Source organism: Paenibacillus sp. CAA11 (assembly GCF_003060825.1).
In the GTDB taxonomy this organism is placed as follows: domain Bacteria; phylum Bacillota; class Bacilli; order Paenibacillales; family Paenibacillaceae; genus Fontibacillus.
The window spans coordinates 1,703,491-1,727,500 of the sequence record NZ_CP028922.1; the positions used below are offsets into that span (position 1 = coordinate 1,703,491).

The window sequence follows — 24,010 nt, forward strand, 5'->3', positions numbered from 1 at the left end:
TAGAACGGAGTGAAGTACCATTGATTTACCGCAGTTTGGGAAAACCGGTTTTGTTTAAGCTTGATCCTGAAAGGGCCCATCATCTGGTGATCGGGGGGCTGCATAAAGCTGCTCAATTTCCAGGTGGCACAGCGGGTTTGAGATCCGTGTACGGGGTGAAGGAGACTCCTGATTTAGCTGTCGATTTATTTGGGTTGCACTTTCCAACTCCTGTGGGGCTTGCTGCCGGATTGGATAAAAATGCAGATGCTGTTGAAGGCTTCTCAGCCATTGGCTTTGGCTTTATGGAGGTCGGAACTGTGACCCCGCTTGGCCAGCCAGGAAATGAACAGCCTCGTTTGTTCCGGCTTCCGCCTGATGAAGCGTTAATTAATAGAATGGGCTTCAATAACCGGGGCGCTGAAGAAATGGCCAAGCAGCTGGCAGGACTGAAGCGGCGTTATATTCCGATTGCTGTGAATATCGGTAAGAACAAGGTTACTCCGAATGAGCTGGCTTATACGGATTATGAGAAGTGCATTCAAGAGCTTTATGAATACGCTGATTTTTTTGTCGTAAATATCAGCTCTCCTAATACGCCTGATTTACGAAATCTTCAGCACGGCGATGATCTGTCCGAGCTGCTTGCTGCGGTGACAGCCGAGATGAAGGCTCAAGGCGCCAAGAGAGGCACCGATAAGGCCGTGCTGGTTAAGATTGCTCCTGATGTCACCGATGAGGAGCTTGAATATATGGTAGATACGATATCCCGAAGCGGAGTTTCGGGCATTATTGCTACGAATACCACAATTTCCCGCGAGGGCCTAGCCCATCCGCATGCCAAAGAGACCGGGGGCTTAAGCGGTAAACCGCTCAAGGATCGATCAACTGAGATCATATCGAGGGTTTACCGTCAAACTGCAGGGGGCTTGCCGATCATCGGTTCTGGCGGAATTTTTAACAGTGATGATGCATATGCCAAAATCCGTGCAGGGGCCAGTCTGGTTGAAATCTATACGGCATTGATTTATAAAGGGCCTGAAGTGAACCGCCAATTGCACAAGGGGCTTAGGGAGCTGCTTAAGCAGGATGGATTTGAGCATATCTCCGAAGCAGTGGGGGCAGATCACCGCTGACCCTTGCGGGAGTTTAAGACAGGAGGCACATACAAATGGATGTAAGAGATTGGGGAACCTTTCTGCTTCCGTACGAGCAGACTGTTGAAGAACTTAAAGTTAAATTTAAAACGATGCGTGCAGAGCTCAAGAAAAGGGAAGAGTATGCACCGATCGAATTTGTCACCGGACGCGTGAAGAAGATATCCAGCATCCTTGACAAGGCCAAACGTCTTGGTGTAGCTATGGAGGATTTGGAGACAGGGATTGAGGATATTGCTGGCATACGTATCATGTGTCAGTTCGTTGAGGATATTCGCCGGGTTGCGGAATACATTCGCGGTCGTAAGGATCTGACTGTCCTGTACGAGAAGGACTATATTACCAATTATAAAGAGAGTGGTTATAGAAGCTTTCATATGATTATCGAATACCCGGTTCAAACCGCAGTGGGTCAAAAAAAGGTGCTTGCCGAAATTCAGATTCGGACGCTGGCCATGAATTTCTGGGCTACCATCGAGCACTCGCTGAATTACAAGTACCGGGATAAGCTGCCTGGCGAAATGAAAGAGCGTCTGAAAATTGCCGCTGAAGCTGCTTTCGTTCTGGATAATGAAATGTCCAGTATCAGGGAAGAGATTCTAGAGTCTCAGAAAACGTTCGAGGATGACTCTAATCTGGTCTCCAAGACGCTCGGGGCGATTCACCAGCTTTATTTCTATCATCTGATCTCAGAGGCCATCGACGCACAGCGGCGCTTTAATGAGATCTGGGAATCGCGGAACTTAAGCGCGATGAAGGATCTGCTGGATGAAGTCAAAGGCCTGCTTCGTTCCGCGAAGAAGGGCGAGGACATGGAGACCACTGATGGTCTATGACCCGAAATATGAGGCTTTTCTGGTGTATTTCAACAGGGATCATGACTATTTTGAATGCCATGAGGTCATGGAGGAGCTGTGGCTTTCGCAAGAGAGAGACCTTTTCTATAAAGGTCTCTTGCAAATTGCAGTAGGGGCATTTCATTTTCGTGCAAAAAATTATAAGGGCGCTATCAAAATGCTGGAATCTGCTGCTGAAATGCTTCGTCCTTACCCAGTGGAGCATGCTGGGATCCAGTTAGGCAAAATCAGGGACGAGGCTGTGCAATTAGCACAGGAGCTCAAGCAGATGTCCGAAGAGCCGGTTCCTTATAGGGATCTGTTCATAGAGGTAACAGATCCTAAGCTGGGTGATGCGGTATCCAGACTATCTGCTCAGATTTCGCCCAATGATCCGATTCGGCTCAGACCGCAAAGAGGACCCAATCATGATCTTCGTGATCTTAGGTGGAGAAACAAGCATACCAATGAATAAACATAATGAAAGGGTGTCCGTATGGCTGTTTCCTTACCGCCATTATTTCTAGACCGTATGCAGCGATTGCTTAAGGATGAGTATAATGCCTTTCTTGCTTCCTACGAGAAGCCTCGCTTCGCTGGCATTCGGGTTAACACACTCAAAATTAGCCGGGACGCCTTCTTCACATTATCCCCGTTTTCCCTTCGGCCAGTGCCGTGGTGCGAAACGGGGTTTTACATCGATGAAGGCCTAAAGCCCGGCAAACATCCCTATTACCATGCAGGCTTGTATTATATTCAGGAGCCCAGTGCGATGGCTCCGGCAGAGGCGCTGGATGTCCAGCCGGGCGACCGCGTACTTGATCTGTGCGCAGCCCCTGGGGGGAAATCAACTCAGATTGCTGCAAGACTCCAAGGAGAAGGCCTTCTAGTGACAAATGATATAAGCGCGGAGCGTACAAAGGCACTCGCCAAAAATATTGAGCTGTACGGGGTCCGGAATGCTATTGTGCTGAATGAAACTCCTGAGCGAATTGCCAAGGCGTTTCCTCATTTTTTCAATAAAATACTGATTGATGCCCCATGCTCAGGGGAGGGAATGTTCCGCAAGGACGAAGATATGGCGAGACAATGGGAGAAGCATTCGGTGGAGAAATGCTCTTTGATGCAGCGGGATATCCTACAGTCGGCCGCACGTCTCCTCAGTCCAGGAGGAACAATTGTCTACTCCACGTGCACCTTTGCGCCTGAAGAGGACGAGGGACAAATCGCTAGCTTTCTCAAGCAGCATGAAGATTTCGAAGTGATTCCCCTGCCTGAGGCTTGGGGAATTGCTTCAGGACGGCCGGAATGGCTGCAGCCTTCGGATCTTGATACAGAATGGACTCAGGCTGATCAAGAGGCCTTGGCCCGAACAGCGGATACCGGTAGACTATGGCCGCATCGGATTGAAGGAGAAGGTCATTTTGTAGCGGTGTTAAGGCATACTGGGGAGGCACATGAGGCCACGACCGATAAGGCTGTCAATGAGTCTGTGAAGCCCGGGGCTGTAAGACGGAAGGAACAAGCGGCAGCCCGAGGGCGCGGAGGGAAGCGGGATTCCCGTCAGGCGCCTTCCCAGGACGAACTGCTACGGGCATGGAAGCATTTCTGTGACAATCATCTTGCCGGGCAGCCGGAGCACGCCGGACATCCCGTATGGTTTGGGTCTCAGCTGTATTTAGCACCGCTTGAAGCAGAGCGGCTATCCGGTTTGAAGACTGTGCGCCCGGGGTGGTATGTCGGTAGCGTGAAGAACGGGCGTTTTGTTCCCGCACAGCCGCTGGCTGCTGCTCTGCGGCCCGAGGAGGCTGGGCGTGTTCTGAAGCTGTCCTCGGAAGAAGGAGAGGCAGTCAGGTATTTAAAAGGGGAAACGCTGCAAGTGCCTCAGGAACGCTTGCAATGCCAAGCGGGAATGGAGGCAAAGGGATATATCCTAGTCTGTGTGGATGGCTATTCGCTAGGCTGGGGAAAATGGCAGGACGGGATGCTTAAGAATGAATATCCGCCCGGCTGGAGGTGGCAGTAACGAATGGCTGGAGGCAAAACAACTCAGCGGATCGATAAGATGCTTGGGCATCTAGGGTATGGTTCGCGTGCGGAGCTTAAGAAGATGGCCAAGCAGGGTCGTATTACTTTGAACGGCAATGTGATCAAGGATACCGGAACCCAGGCCGATCCAGATCAGGACCGGATTGAAGTCGATGGAGAGCTTGTTCTGTACCGGGAGCATATTTATCTACTGATGCATAAACCGGCAGGGGTGATCTCCGCGACGGAGGATACAAGAGAGAAGACGGTGATCGACCTGCTTCCCGAAAGCTATAGGGTATTTAGCCCCTTTCCTGTAGGTAGGCTTGATAAAGACACTGAAGGACTGCTGCTGCTTACGAATGACGGGGCACTCGCCCATGAGCTGCTGTCCCCGAGAAAGCATGTCCCCAAAACCTATGAAGCGGATGTGATCGGCGAAATCGGGCCGTATGAAATTCAGCGGTTTGCCGAGGGCGTTACCTTAGACGACGGATATATAACTAAGCCGGCCAAGCTGCAGGTATTAAGCATCCAGGAGACTGGTGTCCAGGTAACAAGCCGGATATCTCTAACGATTACTGAGGGCAAGTTTCACCAGGTTAAACGGATGTTTGAATCGGTAGGCTCGAAAGTGTTGTATCTCAAGCGTACAGCGATGGGGCCGCTGAGGTTGGAGGATTCGCTGGCTAAAGGATCTTATCGAGAGCTGACCGAAGAGGAGCTGAAGCTTCTAAGCGGTTACTCTCCAGGTACTGCTGCTGAGGACAAGCCTTGAGCCTGCTTGACAGTATCTTTGACATAGAAGCATAGTAATTCATATAGAATGCTGCACTGAAGGGGTGGAGGAATGAAATATAAACTGATTGCACTTGATGTAGACGGTACGCTGCTGAATGACGACCACGTGCTCACTCAGGGAACTAAAGAGGTGATCGCCGAGGTTGCTGCGCAAGGGACGGAAATTGTTCTCTGTACCGGACGTGCCCCAAGCGGCTCCATTCCTTATATGGAATCTCTGGGCTTAGAAGGCTACATCATTACTCATAACGGAGCAGCCGCTGTTACGGTAGGAAGCACCAGAGAAGTGGTTCATGAATTCGCCATGAATGCTCAGGGGCTGGAGCCTTATTTTGACTACTGCCGCAAGCATGGAGTTCACTTTGATGTGAACACAACCTTTGAGCTGTACACGGATCGTGCCGAGGAACTGGATCCCGAGATTCTGGAGATGTACCATAAGTTTCTTGTTCACCCCAAGTCCATGCCAGCCTGGTCCGAGTTTCATGAGCCAATTGTGAAGATTACGGCTTCAGGAACCCCAGAAGCTATTGATAAAGTCCAGCAGGATTGGGGCCTGTGGGAACAAGAATTTAATATGCTGCGCAGCGGCGACTACTTCCTGGATTTGATGCACAAGGAGGCATCCAAGGGCGCCGCACTTAAGAAACTGGCGGAGAAGAGAGGGATTGCTCCAGAGGAAGTGATGGCCATCGGCAACTATTATAACGATATTACAATGCTTACATTTGCCGGCCTGGGAGTTGCGATGGAGAATTCCCCGCTTGAAGTGAAGGCGGCAGCTGATGCGATTACACTGACCAATAATGAGGAAGGCGTTAAGGCTGCTCTTGAGAAATACTGTCTGGAGATTTCATCATCACGTTCTTAATTTGCCAGATGCAATATTATAAAAGCAATAAAAGAGCAGGGGGAATCCTCTGCTCTTTTATTGCTTCTTGCTATCGGTATGTGTTCTACAGCTGAAGCCTTAAGCCTTTGGGGAGATGATTTTTGAGCTGTCCTCCGCTCGCCTTTCCCCAGCCTAAGGGGAAATTATCAGCGGTAACTAATGTCCAGCCCTTAATAGAATCAGGCACGCTCAGAGTTTCTCCTCGTAAATAGGCAGAACCATCCGCAGAATCGGAAGCTAGATTGAATCGGCGGATGGCTTCCTCCGGCTTAAGAGCTGCGGCCAGTGCATGATCTGGTTCGAAACGTCCTTTCTTGGCTACGCCAAGCTTCAAGCCAGGCCGGGGTGTCTTTAACCCTTTTAACAAATCTGCATCCGGATTCATCGTACGGCTATGTGGAAGCATGTATATCGCTTCTCCAAAAGACAAATAGGTCCCGCTTGGTTCAAAGCCTCTCAAATGATCCTTGGCCCAAGCCTCAAACTCCTGCTGCACCATGGCCGCGTGATTAGCGCCTCGCTGTTTGGAGGAAGCCTTTCTCGATCGTTTACCAGAGGGGCTTGCCAGCATCTCGTCTCCTTCGTCTACTCGCCGGAGCAAAGCTACATAGTGACCTTCACCCTCAGACTGCTGGGGCCAAATTCGATGCTCTCGAATAAGCTCCATAAAAGGGTAAGTCTGGAGAACGTACGCCATGTTCTCTTCATTTTCCTGACGGTTAAAAGTACAGGTTGAGTAAGCCAGTGTACCTCCGGGTTTTAGCATGGCGATCGCGTCATGTAAGATGTCTCTCTGTCTCGCTGCGCAAAATTGCACAGATGCTTCCGACCATTCTTGAATAGCGGCGGGGTCCTTGCGGAACATGCCTTCCCCTGAACAAGGGGCGTCGAGCATAATCCGATCAAATGCTAAAGGGAATTTAGCCGACAGCTCTGCTGGGGTGGCCTGTGTAACAATCGCATTACGAATGCCCAGCCTTTCGATGTTTTCCGCTAATATTTTGGCGCGCTGCGGGTGAATTTCGTTCGTGATCAGCACGCCCTTACCCTGCATGCGGGCTGCAATTTGTGTAGACTTTCCTCCTGGAGCAGCAGCAAGATCCAGGATGGTCTCGCCTGGCTGAGGGTCCAACAGCTGAACTGCGCTCATGGCTGAAGGTTCTTGAATATAATAAATCCCGGCAGCATGATACAGATGACGGCCAGGACGGGTGGATTCCTCATAATAGAAGCCTTCAGGGCACCATGGCACAGCTCTTAAAGAGAACAAATGCTCCAATTTGTGAAAAACCGGTGATCCAAGCTCAAGCTTCAGGGTGTTTATCCTGAGTCCAAAGGTTCGAGGCTGATTATAGCTGTGTAGAAACCGGGCGCCCTCCTCGTCGCCGAGCTGCTGGGTTAAGGCATACCGGTAAGCTTCAGGTAGCTGTATATCTGACATATTAAATCCGTACTCCTTTTTTCTAATGGGCGTAGCCGCTCTCAGCAGTTTATCATAGGATGAAGGCTACTTAAAGGGGAATGGCTGTAGCTCCCCGTCTATGGCATAATGGAAATGCAGGAGGTGCTAGTAGGCTAGAACCTCAAGGTTGTGAACTTTTAGTTAGAGTCAGAAAGGGGGATTTCTTCATGAAGCTTCTACAGGCACTATTTTTTCCTCCCGAACAGCCTGGGGGCGTATCATCTATGGTCCCTTACCTGCAAGAGCGATTTACTTCGCCTAGGTGGGAAATGGAGCTGTTCTCTATTCCGAAGCGAGTGCGCTTCAAGGGCAGTGGTCCAGTTGAATTTCATACTTTTGATTGGCGGCAATATGAGGAGAGTCCTATTGTACAGAAATACGTTCAGACCTATTTGGATTATATATGGTGGACACGGCTGCGAATCAAGCAGGGTTATGATCTGATCCATGCGCACCATCCTATCGTAGGGTTGGCCATGAAGGAGGTATTCCCGGATACGCCAGTGCTTCAGACTGTTCACTCAAGCTATGAGAGGGAACTGCTGCTTAATGGGCGAATTCAGACTGGCGGCCCCGAACACCAATTCCTTACGTCTATTTATCGGGAGCTTGAGTATCGGACAGACCAATTATTAACGGTGTCAGATTCATTCCGAAGCTATTTGTCTCCTTATGTAGAACGACCTGATGATATTCTTGTCATTTCGAATGGATTTGATGAGAAAAGGTTCAAGCCCATCCCGCATGAGAATGAGGTGGCCCAGCTGGTGACTGTCTGTCGATTGGTGCCCGCCAAAGGGCTTGACATCCTCCTCCAGGCTTGTGCCAAGCTTAAGAAACGTGAGATTCCGTTCGTGCTGCATATCATTGGGGATGGTCCAATCCGACCTGAGCTCGAAGCATTGGCTCAACAGCTCGGCATTTATGAAGAGACCATTTTCTATGGATATACCCTGCATCCCGAGGAATTTATGCCTTTTTTTGATATTTTTGTGCTTCCTTCCCGGGCAGAGGCTTTCGGTTCCGTCTTTGCGGAAGCAGCTCTGTGTAGTTTGGCGCTTGTGGGAACCAATGTTGGCGGTATTGCCGAACAGATCGAGGATGGAATTAACGGACTTCTTGTTCCGTCTGAGCATCCAGAAGCTCTAGCTGAAGCGCTTGAGCAAGTGATTTCTGATCCGGATTACCGCTATACACTTGCAAGAGCAGGATCCGAGAAAGCCAAAAGCCATTATTCGCTGAATCGGGCAGTTCACGAGCTGAAGAAGCTGTACCTTCAATATGGGAACAAAAAATCTCAATATTGTGATAAATAACATGCGTAAGCGAAGAGGAAAGCTGCTATTCTGAACGGTGATCCTTAGGGCTGAGAATCAACATAACGACCCAGACCATGCTCAGCATGCCGAAGATCGGATATAGCACGGACAGCAGAGAGCTGAAGCCGATCTGGCTTGTCAAATAGCATATGGCCATGATTCCTGGTGCTAACCATCGTTCGGACAGGCCTGTTCTTTGCTTAAGCTGTAAAGACATACCGTAAATGTCAGCTACAAAAGTGCTGAAGATTTCCATAAATATCAGCATGACATAAATAAGCTGTATGGTAGTACCCAGCAGTCGGGCGATGCTGCCCATAGGTATTTCAAATTGGGTGATGCCTGGCATATGGGCCGATAAAGCAAAATGCCCAGCCAGAAGCATAAAGCCTACGCCTAACCCGCCGATGACGCCTCCCCATTTCAACACTTGTCTATTTTGTGTATGACTGCCGATAGGCACCAGCACGGCTTGAGCCATAGCCAGGTTAAAGGCCGTATACATGAAAGGGGAGGCCCAGGCGGCCATCAGGCTTTTATCGGTACTCAGGCTTAAGAAGCGGTCAGCCGTAGGTAAATCCGCTGTATGGCCGATGATGAAGAGGGAGAAAGTCAGCATAAGCGGGACTACAATGGAATTGAGCTGAAGGATAGCTCCTATACCGTTGCGCAGTAATAGAAAGGCAGCGATTAGAGTGATCCATAGGCCGGTCTGATAATGAAGGCCGAGATGCTCCATGAAGACAGAGCCGGCCCCTGCCAGCATGATGCTGTTCACTCCGATCAGAATGATGAGGGTAAACAGGCTGATCCATTTCCCGGCTTTCATGCCAAACAGCTGCCGGTTAAGATCTTCGTAAGAACTTGCCCGGATGTCGTGAGCGAGCAGCATCATTTTTGTGCCAAGCCAGATGAACAAAGCTGCTGACAAGACAATAGCCAAAGTCCCCCACTTTCCATATTGGGTGAAAAATCGAAGGATCTCTTGGCCTGTTGCGAATCCGGCACCCACAATCGTACCGATATAAGTGAATGCGATCTGCATGATTTTCAAGATATTTCTCATGTTTGTCCTCCTTCAAGCTTGGCAGACCTTAGAATTCTGGTGTTCACTGCTAAAGATGAGTTTAGTACAAGGTATGTGGTGAAACTATCGGACATGACTTCAACTTGTCTCCATGTGAGAAAGATTAGCGCAGGAAGAAGTAGCAAGAAGCAATGAAGTTCTCCCGAATGAAAGGTGAGTGTTATAGAGTGAGTGCAGTAATGTCCTATGTTGCCCAGTACGGTTATCTTGCAATGTACGGCCTCTTAGCTCTGGGTTTTATAGGAATCCCCGTCCCGGATGAAACGTTGGTGGTTGTTTTTGGCGGTTTGTCTGCAGAAGGACATTTTAATTTTTGGATTGCGCTATTAGCGACATTTCTCGGAAGTATGACGGGGATGATGGTCAGCTATTCGCTCGGCCGGGGAGTTGGCAAACCGCTCTTGGACCGTTATGGGAAATGGATCTTCATCACCCCTAAGCGCCTGGCAGCAACAGAGAAGTGGTTTCTAAAGTTCGGGAACTGGACGGTTCTGTTTGGATACTTCGTTCCCGGACTCAGACAGATTACATCTTATTTGTCCGGCGTTTATAAGCTTCCTTTACGGACTTATGTTACTTTTGCTGGGATCGGAGCAGCCGTGTGGAGCTTTACATTTATGTATCTTGGCTTCACCTTTGGACATCACTATCGCCGTATTGCTCGTTTTGTTCACCTACATATGTGGAGGATTACTCTGCTTGTGCTAACCTTATTGATTGTGGTAGGTCTTGTTGTTTTGATCTATCGGATGTTTTTCAGATATGCGGATAATAAATAATCTCATGTTGCTGTTCTGCTTGACAGTGTGGTATTTTTACAAGAAGAGAATTGGCCGGGAGGAAGCTCTATGGAACTATTGAAAAAACGAATACTGGAAGAAGGCACGGTCGTATCCGACCAGGTGCTGCTGCTGGATGCCATCTTGACTCATCAGGTAGACCCAGAGCTTACAATGGAGATGGGAAGAGCTTTTGCGGACAAGTTCAAGGATGATGGGGTTACGAGAATTGTAACGTTGGAATCTTCCGGCATTGCTGTTGCTTTTGCCACAGCGAATGAGCTGAAGGTGCCCATGGTATTTGCCCGTAGGAAGAGAACCTTATTGGCAGATCCTGATGTGCTAGTGGAGAGAGTTCCGTCATTTACGAAGGGAATCGTCACCGATATTTTACTGTCCCGGCAGTTTATCTCGCCAAGTGATCGTATCTTGTTTATTGACGACATTATCGCTAATGGGGATGCAGCACGGGGCCTGGTTCGGCTTGTGGAACGTTCCGGCGCACAGCTCATAGGAGCGGGTATCGTGGTAGAGAAGACGTTCCAGCCAGGGGCTAATGCGTTAAGGGAACAGGGAATTCGTCTAGAGTCTCTGGTTAAGATCAAGAGCCTGGAGAACGGCCAGGTCCATTTTTCGGAGTAGGGCGAATCACCATTTTTTCTAACATTCCTTTGCATACCTTGCTTTTTTCGTTATAATAAATAGTAGCTAGAGAGAGGAGGCAACAGTTATGGGGAAAGAAGCAGTCGTGAATGAAGAGTTCTTTATTAATAAGTTGAATGAAGCTAAGGTTACCTTCGAGCGAGCGCTTGATTGCAAACATACAGAGTTTGATGATCTGTACCCCTATATGCTTGAACATCCTCAGTTTTTCTGGTACAAACGCTATGTTGCCTGGTCTCAGCTGCTTACGATTGTAGGCCTGTGCGAGGAATTGTCTTTTCCTTGGAAGGAGCAATTTAGCGCCCAGCAGGTCGGGTACCTTGAACAACGAGTGATGTCTGCTAAGGTGCTTGATTTCTGGTTCGAGAAGAACGACAGTAAGGAGCATGCACAGCGTTAATTAGGGAGAGCTGCCGCTCATCAGCAGCTTGTGAAACGATATGTAAAGACCTAAATGGCATCCCATTTAGGTCTTTTTTTGCAGAGATATTTCGATAATAAGGAGGGGCCAGCATGATTAGTGACGATCAGCTCAATAAGTACAGAGTATCTGGAGAAAAGGTCAGAGTGATTCGCGATGCGATTAAAAGCAATGATGTTGTTGGCATTGTAGTAGCATGGGATGCCGATCAGGTTATGATACGGCGTCCTAACCGCAGGGTGGTCAAGCTTGACCGTAGTTATGATTATCGGCCGTTTACAGAGCCTCGCGAATAACCCGGGCGTATATTTCCGCTTAGCTTGGACAACGTACTAGGGAACGCTTGTCATTAAGAAAGGATGGTTGTTCCATGTCGTTGACAACTGACAAAATTACGGCCTATAAAGAAGAAATTAACCGCTTCGGGGATTCGCTTCCTGAGACGGCAGAAGCCTATCATGAGTTCACCGGCAAGGCATTGCAGAATGGGGTCCTTGATGCGAAGGTGAAGCACTTGATCGCTCTGGGAGTAGGTCTATTTGCCAACAACGAGGTTTGTACGTTTTATCATGCGAATGAGGCAAGAGCTAAGGGAGCAACGGATGCGGAGATTTTGGAAGCGTCGGCAGCTGCTTCAGCAGCTGCAGCCGGTCATATCCTGTCCCAAGGGGCTATCCGGGTTCAACAGGCTTTGGATCAGATTTAAAACAATAGCCAGCAAACCCAAAAGCAATCCCTTCAACCCTATATTGAAGGGATTGCTACATTTATAGGAACAGAGCCTAACCCAAGGTAAGCTCGCATACGCTGAGACAAATCACGTTGTAGAGCAGACCACAAAATGAAAATCCGACCTAAAGCACCGCGACATTGATAGCAGGCTTCAATTCCAAATTCATCTTGCTTGACTTTCTTAATATGAATCTGGTGTTTGTCAAGTTCGCTGGAGATTTCCTCAAGAACAATGGAGGATCGTTCTACAGCAGCAAGAAGCATCTCGACATAGACCTGAGGACTTCTGAGCAAGCCGCTCTCCTCCATAACTCGGGAGTCTCTCTCCAGAATACGCTGGGTGAACTTTAAGGCTAGCCAGCTGCGAACTAGTGTGACTTCCTCTTTGGAGACATGGATTGTGGACATGGACATGCGATGACACTCCTTTCGTAGTGAACGAACTTATGTTCTTATTATACGGAATAATTGGATAAATAATCAAGTAATACCTGTGATTTATGTGAAAAAAATAAATTGCTTGTTGACTTGCTTAGTGATCTATGATAAATTATATCTTGTCGTCACGAGCTGATATGCTCTATGACACATTATCTTATGCGGTCGTGGCGGAATTGGCAGACGCGCACGGTTCAGGTCCGTGTGGGCTAACCCCCGTGGAGGTTCGAGTCCTCTCGACCGCATCGTTTAAAAACAATGGAGTCCTTAAGTTTCCTTCTATGGAGATTTAAGGGCTTTTTTGTATTCTTAGAATTTGCAAGGTAGTGCAGTTTGGTATATCTCACCTTAAAAATTTTTAGTAGTAATTCCAAGTAAACTGATGTAAAATGACAGAAATAAATTTTCTGAAGCTGCTTTAGTGTACAGAAGTTTAGAAAGGGTTGGGCATCATGATTACTTTATCCAATATTCAAGTCACCTTTGAAACTGGATCACAGTCGGTTACAGCCGTTAAGGATGTCAGTCTGCAGGTTGACGCGGGAGACGTATACGGCATTGTCGGCTACAGTGGGGCTGGGAAGAGCACCTTGGTTCGTGTGATTAATCTGCTGCAGCGGCCTTCGGCGGGGAGTGTAGTAGTAAATGGGCAGGATTTGTTGGCTTTGCAGTCCAAGGATTTGCGCTTGGCCAGGAAACGGATCGGGATGATCTTTCAGCATTTTCATCTGATGAATTCCAGAACAATCTATGACAATGTGGACTTTCCCTTGAAGAGTTCCAAGCTCTCCAAGCGCGAAAGAGACCAGAAGGTTAAACAATTGCTAGAGCTGGTAGGCCTATCGGATAAATTGAATGCTTATCCTTCACAATTGTCAGGGGGGCAGAAGCAAAGGGTGGCTATAGCCAGAGCGCTAGCGAATGATCCGGAAATATTGCTGTGCGATGAAGCTACTAGTGCCTTGGACCCGAAGACGACGCTATCCATTCTGGAATTGCTGAAGAAATTAAATCGAACGCTTGGGCTGACTATTGTCATTATTACGCATGAAATGCAGGTCGTGAAAGAGATCTGTAATAAGGTTGCGGTTATGGAAGCCGGGCGGATTATCGAGCAGGGCGATATCGTCTCTATCTTTAGCCGTCCACAAAATTCGTTGACTCGTGATTTCATTAATACGGCTACTCATATCGAGCAGATGCTGGAGAAGCTCATGATGCATCCTTCACTCCTTCATCTAAAGGATAACGATATGCTGTGCAAGATTTCTTATATTGGCGATAGTACAAGTGAACCGATTATTGCCGAGCTTGCTGCCCGTTACCGAGTTAAAACCAATATCTTATTTGCGAATGTGGAGATTTTACAGCAGACGCCTATCGGCAATCTGATTGTAGTTATGTCTGGCACCGCCGGTGATCTGGAGGAAGCTTTGCGATATCTGCGGTCGGCTCGGGTAGACGTTGAAGTTATCAATTCCCGACTTTTTCAGAATAGTAAGGTGGGTGATGCAGTGTGAGTGAGTTTTTTACAAAATATTTCCCTAACATCTGGAATTTAAGAGAGGACATACTTCTAAGCACCTATGAGACGATTTATATGGTGGTCGTTACCTCGTTATTTTCCGTGTTATTTGGGATATTGTTTGGCGTCACCCTGGTTGTGGTCGACAGGGGAGGTATTCTGGAGAACAGGCTGGTTTATAGTGTGTTGGAGAAACTCATTAACCTGTTTAGATCCATTCCGTTCATCATTCTTATCGCTGTTGTCGTGCCGCTTACCCGTTTTATTACAGGCACATCGATCGGTATGAATGCGGCGATCGTGCCCCTCGTCATCGGCATCGTGCCATTCTATGCCCGGCAAATACAAAATGCGTTAGTAGAAGTTGATTCCGGGATTATTGAAGCTGCTCAATCTATGGGATTGGGACCGATTGAGATTATTTTCCGCGTGTATCTGAAAGAAGGCTTGTCTGCAATTATCAGGGCCTCCTCGGTGACGATCATTAACCTGATTGGACTGACAACGATGGCTGGGGCCATCGGCTCGGGCGGCTTGGGTAGTCTGGCTATCAATAAGGGGTACAACCGATTCCAGTCGGATATTACACTTGTGGCTACGATTCTGATCTTGATTCTGGTGTTCGTGTGCCAATTCATCGGGGATTATTTCACCAAGAAGACGACGCATTGATATTGGGATATTACAACGGTTTGTGCAGTATACTGCCCCTAGACTCAGGGCGGGTACTGGTTAAATATATAACACTATAAAAAGGACTGAAGAACAATGGCAAAAGTAGAAAGCTTCCAATTGGACCACACAATCGTAAAGGCTCCTTATGTCAGGGCGGCAGGGGTTGAACATGACGAAAAAGGCAGCACTGTGCAAAAATATGATCTTCGCTTCCTGCAGCCGAATAAAGACGCTATTCCGACGGCAGCCCTTCATACTCTTGAGCATCTGCTCGCTACGTATATGAGAGATGAGCTTCAAGGCATTATCGATATTTCTCCGATGGGATGCAGGACGGGATATTATCTGATTCTCTGGAATGAGCATGATCCCGAAGAGATCGCATCTGCATTGGAAAGAACGCTGAAGCGCGTGCTGGAAACAACTGAGGTTCCGGCTGTCTCCGCGCTGGAATGCGGTAATTACAAGGATCATTCCCTGTTCTCTGCTCAAGAATACGCGAAGATCGTATTGCAAGCCGGAATCAGCAGAGATCCTTTTGAAAGAGTATTGTAATAGTTATGATTACTTTGGATTTAACGCATCAAACGGCGGTTGTAACCGGCGGCAATTCAGGCATTGGACAAGGCATTGTACAAATTTTACTTCAGAGTGGGGCCAGGGTCATTTCTGCCGATCTCGCTCATGAAGGCGATTATAAAGAAGTTAACGGGAAGTTGCTTGAGTCCAGATTGGATTTGTCCCGTTCAGAGGATGTCTATCGCTGGTCTAATATTGTGTTGGAGCAGGCTGGCGTTCCGGATATTGTCGTGAATTGCGCTGGCATTTCCACGATGGATTACGTGATTGACAGCAAGCTGGAGGATTGGGAGAAGGTATTCTCCATTAATTCTACGGGGCTGTACCTGGTATCGAAAATATTTGCGAAAGCGATGATCGATGCCGGAAAGCCGGGCAGAATTATACAAATGGCTTCGCAGGCCGGCAAGAACGGTTATCGGGCTATGGGTGGATATTGCGCATCGAAGCATGCCGTTCTTGGATTGACCAAGGTAATGGCGATTGAATTGGCACGGCATAACATACTCGTAAATGCCATATGTCCGGGTATTGTAGAGACGCCGATGAAGCATCGGGAGCGCATCGAAGGCGGAGTGATCCGGGGCATGACGGCCGAGGAGATCTATGCGGAAGACTGTTCCCAAATTCCGCTGGGCAGAACGGCCGAGGTCAGGGATATTGCCAATGTCGTTCTGTTTTTGGCCAGTCCATTATCTTCATATATGACTGGTCAAGCCATTAATGTAACCGGCGGTATGACCATGCATTAGAAGAAATTTGCATACAGATATAAAGGGGAGAAGAACATATGATTAAAGGTAAACTTTGGGGCGGACTAGCGCTCGGATTAGTATTGATGATGGCGACTGCGGGCTGCGGCAGCAAATCATCGGTGGATGGCGAGAAGATTGTCATTGGTTCGCAGGGCTCCGATGCTCAGATTTGGAAGCATATTGCGCAATCACAGGCGGCCAAGGATGCTAAACTTAATATTGAAGTCAAGGAGATCAATGGCGGCGTAGAGTTGAATAACGCTACCAAGGAAGGCGAAGTTGATGTGAATGCTTTTCAATCCTGGGCTTATCTCGTCAACTATAATAAAGAAAGTAATGCCAACCTAGTAGCCACAGCGACCACATATCTTGAGCCGATGGGCATCTATTCACAGAAGATCAAGGATATTAAGGAGGTTCCGGACGGCGCTCTCGTCGCTCTGGCAGATAACCCGGCCAATACGGCCAGAGGCTTAAGCCTGCTGCAGACTGCCGGACTGATCAAATTGAAGGATAACTTTAATTTGGGGACGGGTACGGTTAACGATATTGTCGATAATCCTAAAAATCTTAAGTTCAAGCTGATCGACGATACGACCGGTCCGCGAGTGATTCAGGACGTTGATCTGGTATTGATCGGTAATACGATTGCTCTGGAGGGCGGTTTGAATGTGTTGAAGGACTCCTTGTTCCATGAGGAAATTTCTGTAGATACGAAGAATAGCATCAATGTGCTGGCGACTACTTCCGAAAAGCAGGATGATCCAGGTATTTTGAAATTAGGTGAGTTGTATCATAACGAGGATACGCAGAAATATATTGAGCAGGAGTTCGGCGGCACAAAGGTGCCTGTAGATAAACCGATCTCTTATCTGCAAGATTAGAGAGAATCCATGCGGATTGCTATAATTACGGCGATGGAGAGAGGAGATGGCTCCTTTTCGCAGTCAGGCACAAATTACGACCAGGACCCAAGTAGGCAAGGTTATCATTGAGGGCTGAAGGCAAATCCTGAAAGTGGGAATGAATTAAATTGCGTCTCATGTAAAAAACTACAGTAAATGAATGAATTTTGAGGATAAGAAAGAGCGGGTGTGAGTGGGCTGATTTCCACGAACGCTCGCTTTTTCTTTTTATATTTGGCAAAGAGCCACCTTTTATTGACTTCACGTTGTATTGTATAAAGATATTGGAACATATGAAGAAGCGCTCATGACTGTTGCTTCGTTAAGATGAATGTCCTTTTTTGTGCGTCAATCTTTTCCTGTACTAATAACCTCCTGTTACTCAAACAATAAGACGGATTTAAGCAGGGGGGATCAAACATGCAATTTATACATTGGCTTTGGGCGGGGTTTCTTCAAGCGCTAGCGAAGCGGATGTTTCACTGGCTTGCGCGTCCCTTCATGGGTGGATGTGCTGTTTTGGTTTGCCTTTCGGCTCTGTTTCCGGGTTTAGCTGCAGCGCAAGACGGTGGGGTTGATCAGCCCATAAGACAGCTCGCAGTCGTTATTGATGATCTTGGAAATAACATGGCCGGTACAGAAGAGATCATGTCATTGCACGTCCCTGTCACGGTTGCGATCATGCCCTTCTTGCCATCTACCAAGCAGGATGCTATCAAGGCGCATGAGCGAGGCTATGATGTGCTCGTGCATTTGCCGATGGAGCCGCTACGCGGGAAACCAGAATGGCTCGGTCCCGGAGCGATCAAATCCAGCATGAGTGATGAGGAAGTGCGGCGGAAAGTTAATGAGGCAATCGATAACGTACCGTATGCTGTCGGAGTTAACAATCACATGGGATCGAAAATAACCTCTAACCCGAGAATCATGTCCACGGTATTAGATGTCTGCAAGGAGCGAGGGCTTTTTTTCTTGGACAGTCGAACCGATTATCGTACCGTGGTTGGGAAGCTGTGCAAGGAAAAAGGGATGCCCGTTCTAGGGAATGATATTTTTCTAGATGATGTCCATACAACTTCACACATTCAGAAACAAATAAAAAAAGTAGAATTGTGGTTCAAAAATAATACGCAATGTATTGTTATCGGTCATGTTGGAGCGCCGGGTCCAAAGACATCACGTGTTATAAAACAATCGATCCCAGCACTTCAAAATCAGGTTCAGTTCGTGAAATTAAGCCAGATAGTAAAAGAGCAAGGCGAAATACGCATTCGTGAGCTTACAGCACCGTAAAATAACGAATAATGCCCTCAGCTATAGTGTTGGCTATTTTTCGCTGCCCTTGAAGGCTGGTTAGAAAATTCCGATCTTGGGCGTTGCTAATAAAACCCATTTCGACAATAACGGTCGGAGCCGGCGTATAGTTAAGAATGTAGAAGGGTTCGCCAACTATAGGGATTGTCTTCGTTTTATATAATTGGTTAAGTGAATCCTGAAGACATGTGGCTAAAAATACACTCTTTCCTTCTTCTTGGAACAAAATTAACGGTCCTCGCTTGGCTGGGGATTTTGACCAGTTGACATGAAGGCTGACGACAATGGAAGGGGTAAGCTCTGTACTAAGCTCCTTTCTTTGTGCCAAATCCCGTAGGTGGCGTGAGCGTGAGGCAAGCCATCGGTTATCGTCGCTAAGTGCATAGTCTCCGGTCCGATTCAGTACGGTGCTGTACCCATAGCTGCGTAATATCAGGAAGAGTCTACGGCCGATTTCCAGGTTTATATTTTTCTCCAAAATATCACCATAGGAAGTGCCACCGTCAATTCCGCCATGACCGGCATCGATTAAGATGGTGGGTCCTGGGAAAGCGTGATGTACAGGATGGTCTGCGGAGACCCTTTCCGTTATACATCCGAGCGTAAAGACTGCTGCGCTTAGAGTGCAGAGGAGTCGCTTACCGAGAAAAAGACGCATGAGCTTGTCCATCCTTCCTGGTTATTATTGTCTTCATATAATTTGAGCAGGAGAACAACAAATCATTCATCATTATTTGATGTTTAACTTGCTAAGATTTAGTGCAGACTAAGAAGACTTGGACATATTATTGGAACGTAAGGCTGGGGGCGATGATCATCGCAAAAGGTGATGAATTGGTCAAGTATATTACCGAAAGAGTAGTTACTTATGTAGAGACCCCTCGGGAGGTACGTAAACAGCAGCGAATCCGGGTAAAGGAACCGTGGAGCCGAAAGTGGTTCGGAATGATTCCCTTCTCGATTTCGCTATGGTGGAGTAAGCTTCCGTTCAAACAAAAGACAAAGGAATAAAGACAAAGAAAGACGCGATCCGAAAAGTCATCATGCTGACTTCAACGAGGATCGCGTCTTATTTTATGATTCAAACAGGCGCAGCTTCCCAGAGGAGAGCAAGGAGTTCAGTTCTATCCACCGAGAAGAATCAGCAGTTCCAGTGAGAACAAATACAGCATCAGCTCGTTTGTTCGTAGTGTTAGACCAGGTTTGCAGACCAAAGATAGGCAATGCGAGTGAATAGGATCTGCTCTGATCATTGGCTGCAAACACAAGTTTTTTCTCTGCAACCATTGAACGTAAGAAATCTGTAGTATTTGAAATCTTCATGTTTTCCCTTACGATCCATTTAAGATTGCTGTACGGGTCAAAGGCAGAGGCTGTAATGAGGGGGGCGTTAGCTCTCTTGCCGTCTTGATAGGATACGGATTCAGCTGTTTGAGCAAAAGGGCGGGCAGCAAGCTTGTTCCAATCCGCATCTGTTACGGGCAGCTGTTCTCCGGTCCCTGCCGCAAAGTAGCTTGCCCCCTCTGTAGAGCTTAGTTTGGTCAGCTTCCACTCGGCATAGGCAGGACCATAATACATGGGAGTAATCTGCACGGCAGGCCTGTCCCTTGGTGCGAGCTTGGTCAGGTCGAATAAGGGCTCTGAGCCCAAACCGTACTCGCTTAAGAAAAGTCCGCCATCCGGCTTAGCGCTAATAATGAGATAGCCAGCAATTTGCGAGCCCTTCTTTAGAGTGACTAGCCAGCCGTGGGTGCCTGGGCCAAGCGGGTCGAAGCTGGGGGTGGCTTCCCGAAGGCTGGAGAACGCCTGCTGCTGCGTTAAGCTGCCTAGAATATCCGCTGCAAATTTCTCTACTATGGCAGGTACTGCTTGCTGCTGAATACCTTGAGCAGATATAGAAGCCATGCAGAAAGGATTGCCTATCCAAGGAGCTCCAGGAAGAAGAAACAGGGTGAGGCTTAGCAAAATTTTAGCTTTAAACTTTAGTTTTTGTTGCCCGATCGTGATCACCTGCTTTTTTTAAAATAGAGGGCTTGTCCCTGAAATGCTGCAATGTTGGATATTATTATTGTATGGCTCAATAGTCGAGAAGGCTGTTACACTCTGTCGCGCTGCTTCTCCCGCTCTTTTTCTATTTTTGTGGTCTTATAGCGAGAAGGGTCATCTTATAGGCAGACGATCAGTCCGAAGGTGAAATATTCCGCTGTTAATGACAGAGACGGTAATGCGCGGCTCATACTGCCACCTAATCTCTTCTTGACGAACCCTGTATTGCTCCTCGGCAGCCTGCTTCTTGGCTTCGTCTGTCTCCTCTGACAAGGCTTGATAATATCCTTCCAAAATTAGCAGCTCTTCCTGCTTGCGACTGCGGGCTTCGGCGGCCCAGGAAGGGTCAAGCTGGTTTAAATAGCTTTTCATCTGGTTCTCCAAAAGCTCTCGAGCACGTTCTAACGAAAATCTTGCTGGTGTAATATGAACATTTTCAGGTAAACGAGGCAGTAGCTGCACCTTGGAGAGACGGTCGCCGAAATCTGTTGAGATGGTTCCAGTTGAAAGTGATATCCCGTAAAAATGAAGCTCCTGCCGTTTCATATCACAGGCAAACTCTGTCTTAAAGCACGCGCCCAGCCAAGGTTCGTAGGCAGCAGAGAATAAGGTATCCCGCTGACGGTGCCCTGGATCTTCGAATACATAAACACAGCTGCCTTTGCGCTGAGCGGCTGCGAAAATTTGCTTCAAACGCGGGCTTCCATAATGAAGATAATCCTGTTGAATACGCCCAGGTCCGATGACAGGCAAGGGGCGCACGGCACCGAAATATCGATTTAGCAGAAGATCGTCTGGTTTGTCGGGGTTTTCCAGCTTTTCTTTTGCTTTACGTTGCTGCTCTAAGATCTCATATGCATCCTGGTCAAAAATAAAAGTGAAGGACATGGTTTCCGGCTCAATCTGAACCCGTTCTACGAATGCCCAGTAGTAAGGACGGCCTGTCAGCTCCCGATCTGCTTCAGGGGATAGCTTCACCGTAACATGGCAATCGGATTGCTCCATGATTTGACACTCGGTTGCTTCAAGATAGGTAAGAACATAGGTGCGAATCTGGCTGCTGGTCATGGTCACGATGGGGTCCTCCTCTTAGCGCCTCCTGTGCTTTAGCTCGGTGGAAGCTTGAATGGCTGGAGTAGCAGATTGATGGATTTCCTCTTGAAGGTGTTCGAAGGAATGAGCCAGCTGATCAACACGCTGTTTGATTTCCTCATCATTATTGGCTTCCAGAAGAATCTTATAGATGCTTTTCTCCAGAGAATGTTTCTTATCGAAGCGCTCTAAAATTACATCAAGCCCGCCGATCACCATTTCGAACATGTTGATCTTCTCATGAAGAAGATTCAGAATATGCTCTTCAATCGTTCCGATTGTTGAAAGGTTATATATGCGTACATCATCTTTCTGTCCTAGGCGGTGCACGCGTCCGATTCGCTGCTCAACGCGCATGGGATTCCAAGGAAGATCGAAATTAATCATATTGCGGCAAAATTGCAGGTTAATTCCTTCTCCGCCTGCTTCGGTGGCGATCATGACCTGAGCTCTGCCCCGGAATAAGTCCATCATCCAGTCTTTCTTGCCCCGGTTCATATTTCCGCTGTAAGGAACTGCTGTCATGTTTCGATCGCGAAAGTAATTAAGCAGGTATTCCTGCGTAGCCCGGTATTCTGTGAAGACGATGACTTTCTCGTTCATGTCTCGAATAATCTCAAGGGTTTTCTCCGCTTTGGTGTTGGCTTTAATCGCTTTGATCATATAGACAAGCTCCCAAATTTTATCCCGCAGGGGAGAGTCCTGAGCCAGCTTCTTCGACAGATTGACAAGGGTGACGAAGACTGCATCGCGGCTGCTGCAGACCTCCCTTTGAAGGGTAACCAAAGAAAGCATGCTGTTCATATCATGTCCGCTGGCTTCATATTGTTCTTTAACAAATTGGGTTACCCCATCGTATAATGCCTTCTCCTCGGGTGACAGCTCTAGAGGGACGTTGCGCACAATGCGCTTTGTAAAATTCAGATTTCCGTCGGTACGGCGATTGCGAATCATGACCTTAGAGAGCTCTGATTTAAGCAGATGTTCATTTTTTGGAAGGCGCTTATCTGCTACATAATTTGCAGCGAATTCGTCCTGCCGGCCTAGCTGGCCAGGCTTCAATAGAGTGATCAAATTGAATAATTCATCCAGATTATTTTGTACGGGCGTGGCGGTTAAGAGAAGACAGTATTTTTTACGAACTTTTTGCATGAACTGATAATTTGTTGTTTTTCTATTTTTTAATTTATGAGCCTCGTCTACGATAACAAGGTCATAATCATAGCCCAAAATAATATCCTTATGGGGATCTCTCTTCGCGGTATCCATGGAGGCGACCACGATATTCGATTGCCAGGAGTGCTCTTTTTTCTGAGCAACAGCCGGAATGCCAAATTTCTGGTTCAGTTCGCGTACCCACTGCAGCACAAGGGAGGCCGGTACTAAAATAAGTGCTTTTTGTACTAATCCGCGAATTAAATATTCCTTAAGAATAAGTCCTGCTTCAATGGTTTTGCCAAGACCTACTTCATCTGCCAATATGGCACGTCCTCGCATCTCGAATAACACCTTCCGTGCGGTTTCGGTTTGATGGGAAAGTGGCTGAATGCCGGAGAGGTGCTTCAGACACTGCATTTCCTCGAATGTCGTCACAATGCTCGCTTGTTCGGCCTCAAGTGCCAGATGGAATAATCGGAGATCATCCCATGGTCCTCCTTTGTCAAGACGGGTGCTGATGTCTTCAAACCAAGAACGATCGAATTCGATGGGCACACTTAGGCCTTGTTCGCTGCTATGCAGACTCATTTGGCAATCTACCGCCTTTCGCGTTTCATCTACAATGTACATGTAGTATGGGCGTAATTAATAAAGTTCATAACAGATTTACAGATGTGTGGTTTTTAATACAATTCATGGGCTACTCTAATTTTGTCTTTACATAACTCGTGTATTCTACAAATGGGATTTTTAAATCAATAGGATATAGGAGGAAGCTTCGTTGCTGAATGTAAAAAGTATATGGAAGAAGAAAGTGCTTATTCTCGTGTTTACCATGCTGGTAGGTGTAGTAAATGCAGGTACGGCTTTAGCAGCAGACAACACTACGAACACTACTCCGATTAAAAATGTAATTATTCTGATCCCAGACGGTATGGCGAATGACGCGACAGCACTTGCACGCTGGTATAAAGGCTCTTCGTTAGCTCTTGACAGCATGGCGAGCGGCATGGTCCGGACTCATTCGGCAGATGCTCCGATTGCAGATTCAGCGCCTGCCGGCACTGCATTTGCTACGGGACATAAATCACATACTGGATATGTAGGCGTTCTGCCAGATGAAGCTACAATGCCTGGAGAAATGACAATTTCTGCAGCGGACCGTAAGAAGCCGGTAGCATCTGTGCTTGAAGCGGCTAAGGTTGCAGACAAATCTACAGGAATTATCTCTACCTCTGAATTTATGCATGCAACTCCAGCTGACTTTTCTGCTCACTATCCGGATCGTAAAAATTATGATGCCCTGAGCATGCAGCAAGTGTATAACGGTATGGATGTTGTGCTTGGAGGCGGAAGCAAATTTTTGC

At 47.5% G+C, this 24,010-nt stretch carries 27 protein-coding genes and 1 tRNA gene (1 of these 28 cut by a window edge); 21 read left to right on the forward strand and 7 right to left on the reverse strand.

What is annotated here, in order from left to right:
* The first annotated feature begins 20 nt into the window (after positions 1-20).
* The 6 genes from DCC85_RS08015 to DCC85_RS08040 all read left to right on the forward strand — a co-directional run bounded on the left by DCC85_RS08015 (position 21) and on the right by DCC85_RS08040 (position 5,672).
* Positions 21-1,115 (forward strand): quinone-dependent dihydroorotate dehydrogenase, encoded by a 1,095-nt coding sequence (locus DCC85_RS08015; protein ID WP_108465111.1) that lies wholly within the window; start codon positions 21-23, stop codon positions 1,113-1,115.
* Positions 1,116-1,150: 35 nt separating this feature from the next.
* Positions 1,151-1,972, forward strand: coding sequence for a GTP diphosphokinase (locus tag DCC85_RS08020; RefSeq protein WP_108465112.1), 822 nt, complete (start codon positions 1,151-1,153; stop codon positions 1,970-1,972).
* Complete coding sequence (locus DCC85_RS08025) at positions 1,962-2,447, forward strand: DUF309 domain-containing protein (protein ID WP_108465113.1); 486 nt, start codon at positions 1,962-1,964, stop codon at positions 2,445-2,447. Before DCC85_RS08020 ends, DCC85_RS08025 begins: the two co-directional genes overlap by 11 nt.
* Before the next feature lie 21 nt (positions 2,448-2,468).
* Positions 2,469-3,998, forward strand: a complete 1,530-nt coding sequence (locus DCC85_RS08030; protein ID WP_108465114.1) for an RsmB/NOP family class I SAM-dependent RNA methyltransferase — start codon at positions 2,469-2,471, stop codon at positions 3,996-3,998.
* Positions 3,999-4,001: 3 nt separating this feature from the next.
* The gene (locus tag DCC85_RS08035; RefSeq protein WP_108465115.1) at positions 4,002-4,778 is read left to right on the forward strand and encodes a pseudouridine synthase; all 777 of its coding nucleotides are present in this window, start codon (positions 4,002-4,004) and stop codon (positions 4,776-4,778) included.
* Between the two features lie 72 nt (positions 4,779-4,850).
* A complete protein-coding gene (locus DCC85_RS08040) occupies positions 4,851-5,672 on the forward strand; it encodes a Cof-type HAD-IIB family hydrolase (protein WP_108465116.1) in 822 nt (273 codons plus the stop codon).
* A gap of 85 nt (positions 5,673-5,757) precedes the next feature.
* On the opposite strand, the gene DCC85_RS08045 is transcribed toward DCC85_RS08040, so the two are convergent.
* Entirely contained in the window at positions 5,758-7,134 is a 1,377-nt protein-coding gene (locus DCC85_RS08045) for an RsmB/NOP family class I SAM-dependent RNA methyltransferase (protein WP_108465117.1), read from the reverse strand.
* Positions 7,135-7,322: 188 nt separating this feature from the next.
* On the opposite strand from DCC85_RS08045, the gene DCC85_RS08050 reads away from it, so the two are divergent.
* Entirely contained in the window at positions 7,323-8,471 is a 1,149-nt protein-coding gene (locus DCC85_RS08050) for a glycosyltransferase family 4 protein (RefSeq protein ID WP_108465118.1), read from the forward strand.
* 25 nt (positions 8,472-8,496) lie between these two features.
* Here the strand turns inward: DCC85_RS08050 and DCC85_RS08055 are convergent, their stop codons facing one another.
* Positions 8,497-9,540, reverse strand: a complete 1,044-nt coding sequence (locus tag DCC85_RS08055) for a YkvI family membrane protein (protein WP_108465119.1) — start codon at positions 9,538-9,540, stop codon at positions 8,497-8,499.
* A 188-nt stretch (positions 9,541-9,728) separates the two neighbouring features.
* On the opposite strand from DCC85_RS08055, the gene DCC85_RS08060 reads away from it, so the two are divergent.
* The 5 genes from DCC85_RS08060 (at position 9,729) to DCC85_RS08080 (ending at position 12,130) form a co-directional block, all read left to right on the forward strand.
* Positions 9,729-10,340 carry a DedA family protein gene (locus DCC85_RS08060; RefSeq protein WP_108465120.1) on the forward strand — a complete coding sequence of 204 codons (612 nt, stop codon included), beginning with the start codon at positions 9,729-9,731 and terminating at the stop codon, positions 10,338-10,340.
* A 69-nt stretch (positions 10,341-10,409) separates the two neighbouring features.
* Positions 10,410-10,982 (forward strand): xanthine phosphoribosyltransferase, encoded by a 573-nt coding sequence (locus tag DCC85_RS08065; protein ID WP_108465121.1) that lies wholly within the window; start codon positions 10,410-10,412, stop codon positions 10,980-10,982.
* 88 nt (positions 10,983-11,070) lie between these two features.
* Positions 11,071-11,403 carry a hypothetical protein gene (locus DCC85_RS08070; protein WP_108465122.1) on the forward strand — a complete coding sequence of 111 codons (333 nt, stop codon included), beginning with the start codon at positions 11,071-11,073 and terminating at the stop codon, positions 11,401-11,403.
* Between the two features lie 113 nt (positions 11,404-11,516).
* A complete protein-coding gene (locus DCC85_RS08075; RefSeq protein ID WP_108465123.1) occupies positions 11,517-11,720 on the forward strand; it encodes a hypothetical protein in 204 nt (67 codons plus the stop codon).
* Between the two features lie 74 nt (positions 11,721-11,794).
* Positions 11,795-12,130 carry a carboxymuconolactone decarboxylase family protein gene (locus DCC85_RS08080; protein WP_108465124.1) on the forward strand — a complete coding sequence of 112 codons (336 nt, stop codon included), beginning with the start codon at positions 11,795-11,797 and terminating at the stop codon, positions 12,128-12,130.
* A 38-nt stretch (positions 12,131-12,168) separates the two neighbouring features.
* Here DCC85_RS08080 and DCC85_RS08085 read toward each other — a convergent pair whose 3' ends face one another.
* Entirely contained in the window at positions 12,169-12,570 is a 402-nt protein-coding gene (locus tag DCC85_RS08085; RefSeq protein WP_108465125.1) for a YhjD family protein, read from the reverse strand.
* Positions 12,571-12,755: 185 nt separating this feature from the next.
* On the opposite strand from DCC85_RS08085, the gene DCC85_RS08090 reads away from it, so the two are divergent.
* The 7 genes from DCC85_RS08090 to DCC85_RS08125 all read left to right on the forward strand — a co-directional run bounded on the left by DCC85_RS08090 (position 12,756) and on the right by DCC85_RS08125 (position 18,326).
* Positions 12,756-12,839: transfer RNA gene (locus tag DCC85_RS08090), tRNA-Leu, on the forward strand.
* Positions 12,840-13,046: 207 nt separating this feature from the next.
* The gene (locus tag DCC85_RS08095; RefSeq protein WP_108467774.1) at positions 13,047-14,114 is read left to right on the forward strand and encodes a methionine ABC transporter ATP-binding protein; all 1,068 of its coding nucleotides are present in this window, start codon (positions 13,047-13,049) and stop codon (positions 14,112-14,114) included.
* Positions 14,111-14,791: a methionine ABC transporter permease gene (locus DCC85_RS08100; RefSeq protein WP_108465126.1), complete on the forward strand. Its 681-nt coding sequence runs from the start codon at positions 14,111-14,113 to the stop codon at positions 14,789-14,791. Before DCC85_RS08095 ends, DCC85_RS08100 begins: the two co-directional genes overlap by 4 nt.
* A gap of 96 nt (positions 14,792-14,887) precedes the next feature.
* Complete coding sequence (locus DCC85_RS08105; protein ID WP_108465127.1) at positions 14,888-15,349, forward strand: S-ribosylhomocysteine lyase; 462 nt, start codon at positions 14,888-14,890, stop codon at positions 15,347-15,349.
* 5 nt (positions 15,350-15,354) lie between these two features.
* On the forward strand, positions 15,355-16,125 hold the full coding sequence (locus DCC85_RS08110) for an SDR family NAD(P)-dependent oxidoreductase (protein ID WP_108465128.1): 771 nt from the start codon (positions 15,355-15,357) through the stop codon (positions 16,123-16,125).
* A 38-nt stretch (positions 16,126-16,163) separates the two neighbouring features.
* Complete coding sequence (locus DCC85_RS08115) at positions 16,164-17,012, forward strand: MetQ/NlpA family ABC transporter substrate-binding protein (protein ID WP_108465129.1); 849 nt, start codon at positions 16,164-16,166, stop codon at positions 17,010-17,012.
* Positions 17,013-17,453: 441 nt separating this feature from the next.
* Positions 17,454-18,326: a divergent polysaccharide deacetylase family protein gene (locus tag DCC85_RS08125; RefSeq protein WP_108465130.1), complete on the forward strand. Its 873-nt coding sequence runs from the start codon at positions 17,454-17,456 to the stop codon at positions 18,324-18,326.
* On the opposite strand, the gene DCC85_RS08130 is transcribed toward DCC85_RS08125, so the two are convergent.
* Positions 18,313-19,005 carry an N-acetylmuramoyl-L-alanine amidase family protein gene (locus DCC85_RS08130; protein ID WP_108465131.1) on the reverse strand — a complete coding sequence of 231 codons (693 nt, stop codon included), beginning with the start codon at positions 19,003-19,005 and terminating at the stop codon, positions 18,313-18,315. The two genes, DCC85_RS08125 and DCC85_RS08130, sit on opposite strands and share 14 nt — an antisense overlap.
* A gap of 101 nt (positions 19,006-19,106) precedes the next feature.
* On the opposite strand from DCC85_RS08130, the gene DCC85_RS08135 reads away from it, so the two are divergent.
* Positions 19,107-19,358, forward strand: a complete 252-nt coding sequence (locus DCC85_RS08135) for a YqzE family protein (RefSeq protein WP_442789526.1) — start codon at positions 19,107-19,109, stop codon at positions 19,356-19,358.
* Between the two features lie 63 nt (positions 19,359-19,421).
* Here DCC85_RS08135 and DCC85_RS08140 read toward each other — a convergent pair whose 3' ends face one another.
* From DCC85_RS08140 to DCC85_RS08150, 3 genes are all read right to left on the reverse strand, one after another.
* A complete protein-coding gene (locus DCC85_RS08140; protein WP_108465132.1) occupies positions 19,422-20,252 on the reverse strand; it encodes a hypothetical protein in 831 nt (276 codons plus the stop codon).
* 255 nt (positions 20,253-20,507) lie between these two features.
* Entirely contained in the window at positions 20,508-21,461 is a 954-nt protein-coding gene (locus tag DCC85_RS08145; protein ID WP_325048419.1) for a YqhG family protein, read from the reverse strand.
* A gap of 21 nt (positions 21,462-21,482) precedes the next feature.
* Positions 21,483-23,231 (reverse strand): DEAD/DEAH box helicase, encoded by a 1,749-nt coding sequence (locus tag DCC85_RS08150; RefSeq protein ID WP_108465134.1) that lies wholly within the window; start codon positions 23,229-23,231, stop codon positions 21,483-21,485.
* Positions 23,232-23,478: 247 nt separating this feature from the next.
* Here DCC85_RS08150 and DCC85_RS08155 point away from each other — a divergent pair, with 247 nt between their 5' ends.
* A protein-coding gene (locus DCC85_RS08155; RefSeq protein WP_108467776.1) for an alkaline phosphatase crosses the window boundary here: on the forward strand, positions 23,479-24,010 show its 5' portion. Its footprint extends 1,040 nt past the window's final position; only the first 532 of its 1,572 coding nucleotides appear in the window; its start codon is at positions 23,479-23,481; its stop codon lies beyond the right edge, outside the window.

Coding starts and splice junctions, on each gene's coding strand:
- DCC85_RS08020 (WP_108465112.1), top strand. CDS start 1,151: ATGGATGTAAGAGATTGGGGAACCTTTCTGCTTCCGTACGAGCAGACT.
- DCC85_RS08025 (WP_108465113.1), top strand. CDS start 1,962: ATGGTCTATGACCCGAAATATGAGGCTTTTCTGGTGTATTTCAACAGG.
- DCC85_RS08030 (WP_108465114.1), top strand. CDS start 2,469: ATGGCTGTTTCCTTACCGCCATTATTTCTAGACCGTATGCAGCGATTG.
- DCC85_RS08035 (WP_108465115.1), top strand. CDS start 4,002: ATGGCTGGAGGCAAAACAACTCAGCGGATCGATAAGATGCTTGGGCAT.
- DCC85_RS08040 (WP_108465116.1), top strand. CDS start 4,851: ATGAAATATAAACTGATTGCACTTGATGTAGACGGTACGCTGCTGAAT.
- DCC85_RS08045 (WP_108465117.1), bottom strand. CDS start 7,134: ATGTCAGATATACAGCTACCTGAAGCTTACCGGTATGCCTTAACCCAG.
- DCC85_RS08050 (WP_108465118.1), top strand. CDS start 7,323: ATGAAGCTTCTACAGGCACTATTTTTTCCTCCCGAACAGCCTGGGGGC.
- DCC85_RS08055 (WP_108465119.1), bottom strand. CDS start 9,540: ATGAGAAATATCTTGAAAATCATGCAGATCGCATTCACTTATATCGGT.
- DCC85_RS08065 (WP_108465121.1), top strand. CDS start 10,410: ATGGAACTATTGAAAAAACGAATACTGGAAGAAGGCACGGTCGTATCC.
- DCC85_RS08070 (WP_108465122.1), top strand. CDS start 11,071: ATGGGGAAAGAAGCAGTCGTGAATGAAGAGTTCTTTATTAATAAGTTG.
- DCC85_RS08075 (WP_108465123.1), top strand. CDS start 11,517: ATGATTAGTGACGATCAGCTCAATAAGTACAGAGTATCTGGAGAAAAG.
- DCC85_RS08080 (WP_108465124.1), top strand. CDS start 11,795: ATGTCGTTGACAACTGACAAAATTACGGCCTATAAAGAAGAAATTAAC.
- DCC85_RS08085 (WP_108465125.1), bottom strand. CDS start 12,570: ATGTCCATGTCCACAATCCATGTCTCCAAAGAGGAAGTCACACTAGTT.
- DCC85_RS08095 (WP_108467774.1), top strand. CDS start 13,047: ATGATTACTTTATCCAATATTCAAGTCACCTTTGAAACTGGATCACAG.
- DCC85_RS08105 (WP_108465127.1), top strand. CDS start 14,888: ATGGCAAAAGTAGAAAGCTTCCAATTGGACCACACAATCGTAAAGGCT.
- DCC85_RS08110 (WP_108465128.1), top strand. CDS start 15,355: ATGATTACTTTGGATTTAACGCATCAAACGGCGGTTGTAACCGGCGGC.
- DCC85_RS08115 (WP_108465129.1), top strand. CDS start 16,164: ATGATTAAAGGTAAACTTTGGGGCGGACTAGCGCTCGGATTAGTATTG.
- DCC85_RS08125 (WP_108465130.1), top strand. CDS start 17,454: ATGCAATTTATACATTGGCTTTGGGCGGGGTTTCTTCAAGCGCTAGCG.
- DCC85_RS08130 (WP_108465131.1), bottom strand. CDS start 19,005: ATGCGTCTTTTTCTCGGTAAGCGACTCCTCTGCACTCTAAGCGCAGCA.
- DCC85_RS08140 (WP_108465132.1), bottom strand. CDS start 20,252: ATGGCTTCTATATCTGCTCAAGGTATTCAGCAGCAAGCAGTACCTGCC.
- DCC85_RS08145 (WP_325048419.1), bottom strand. CDS start 21,461: ATGACCAGCAGCCAGATTCGCACCTATGTTCTTACCTATCTTGAAGCA.
- DCC85_RS08150 (WP_108465134.1), bottom strand. CDS start 23,231: ATGAGTCTGCATAGCAGCGAACAAGGCCTAAGTGTGCCCATCGAATTC.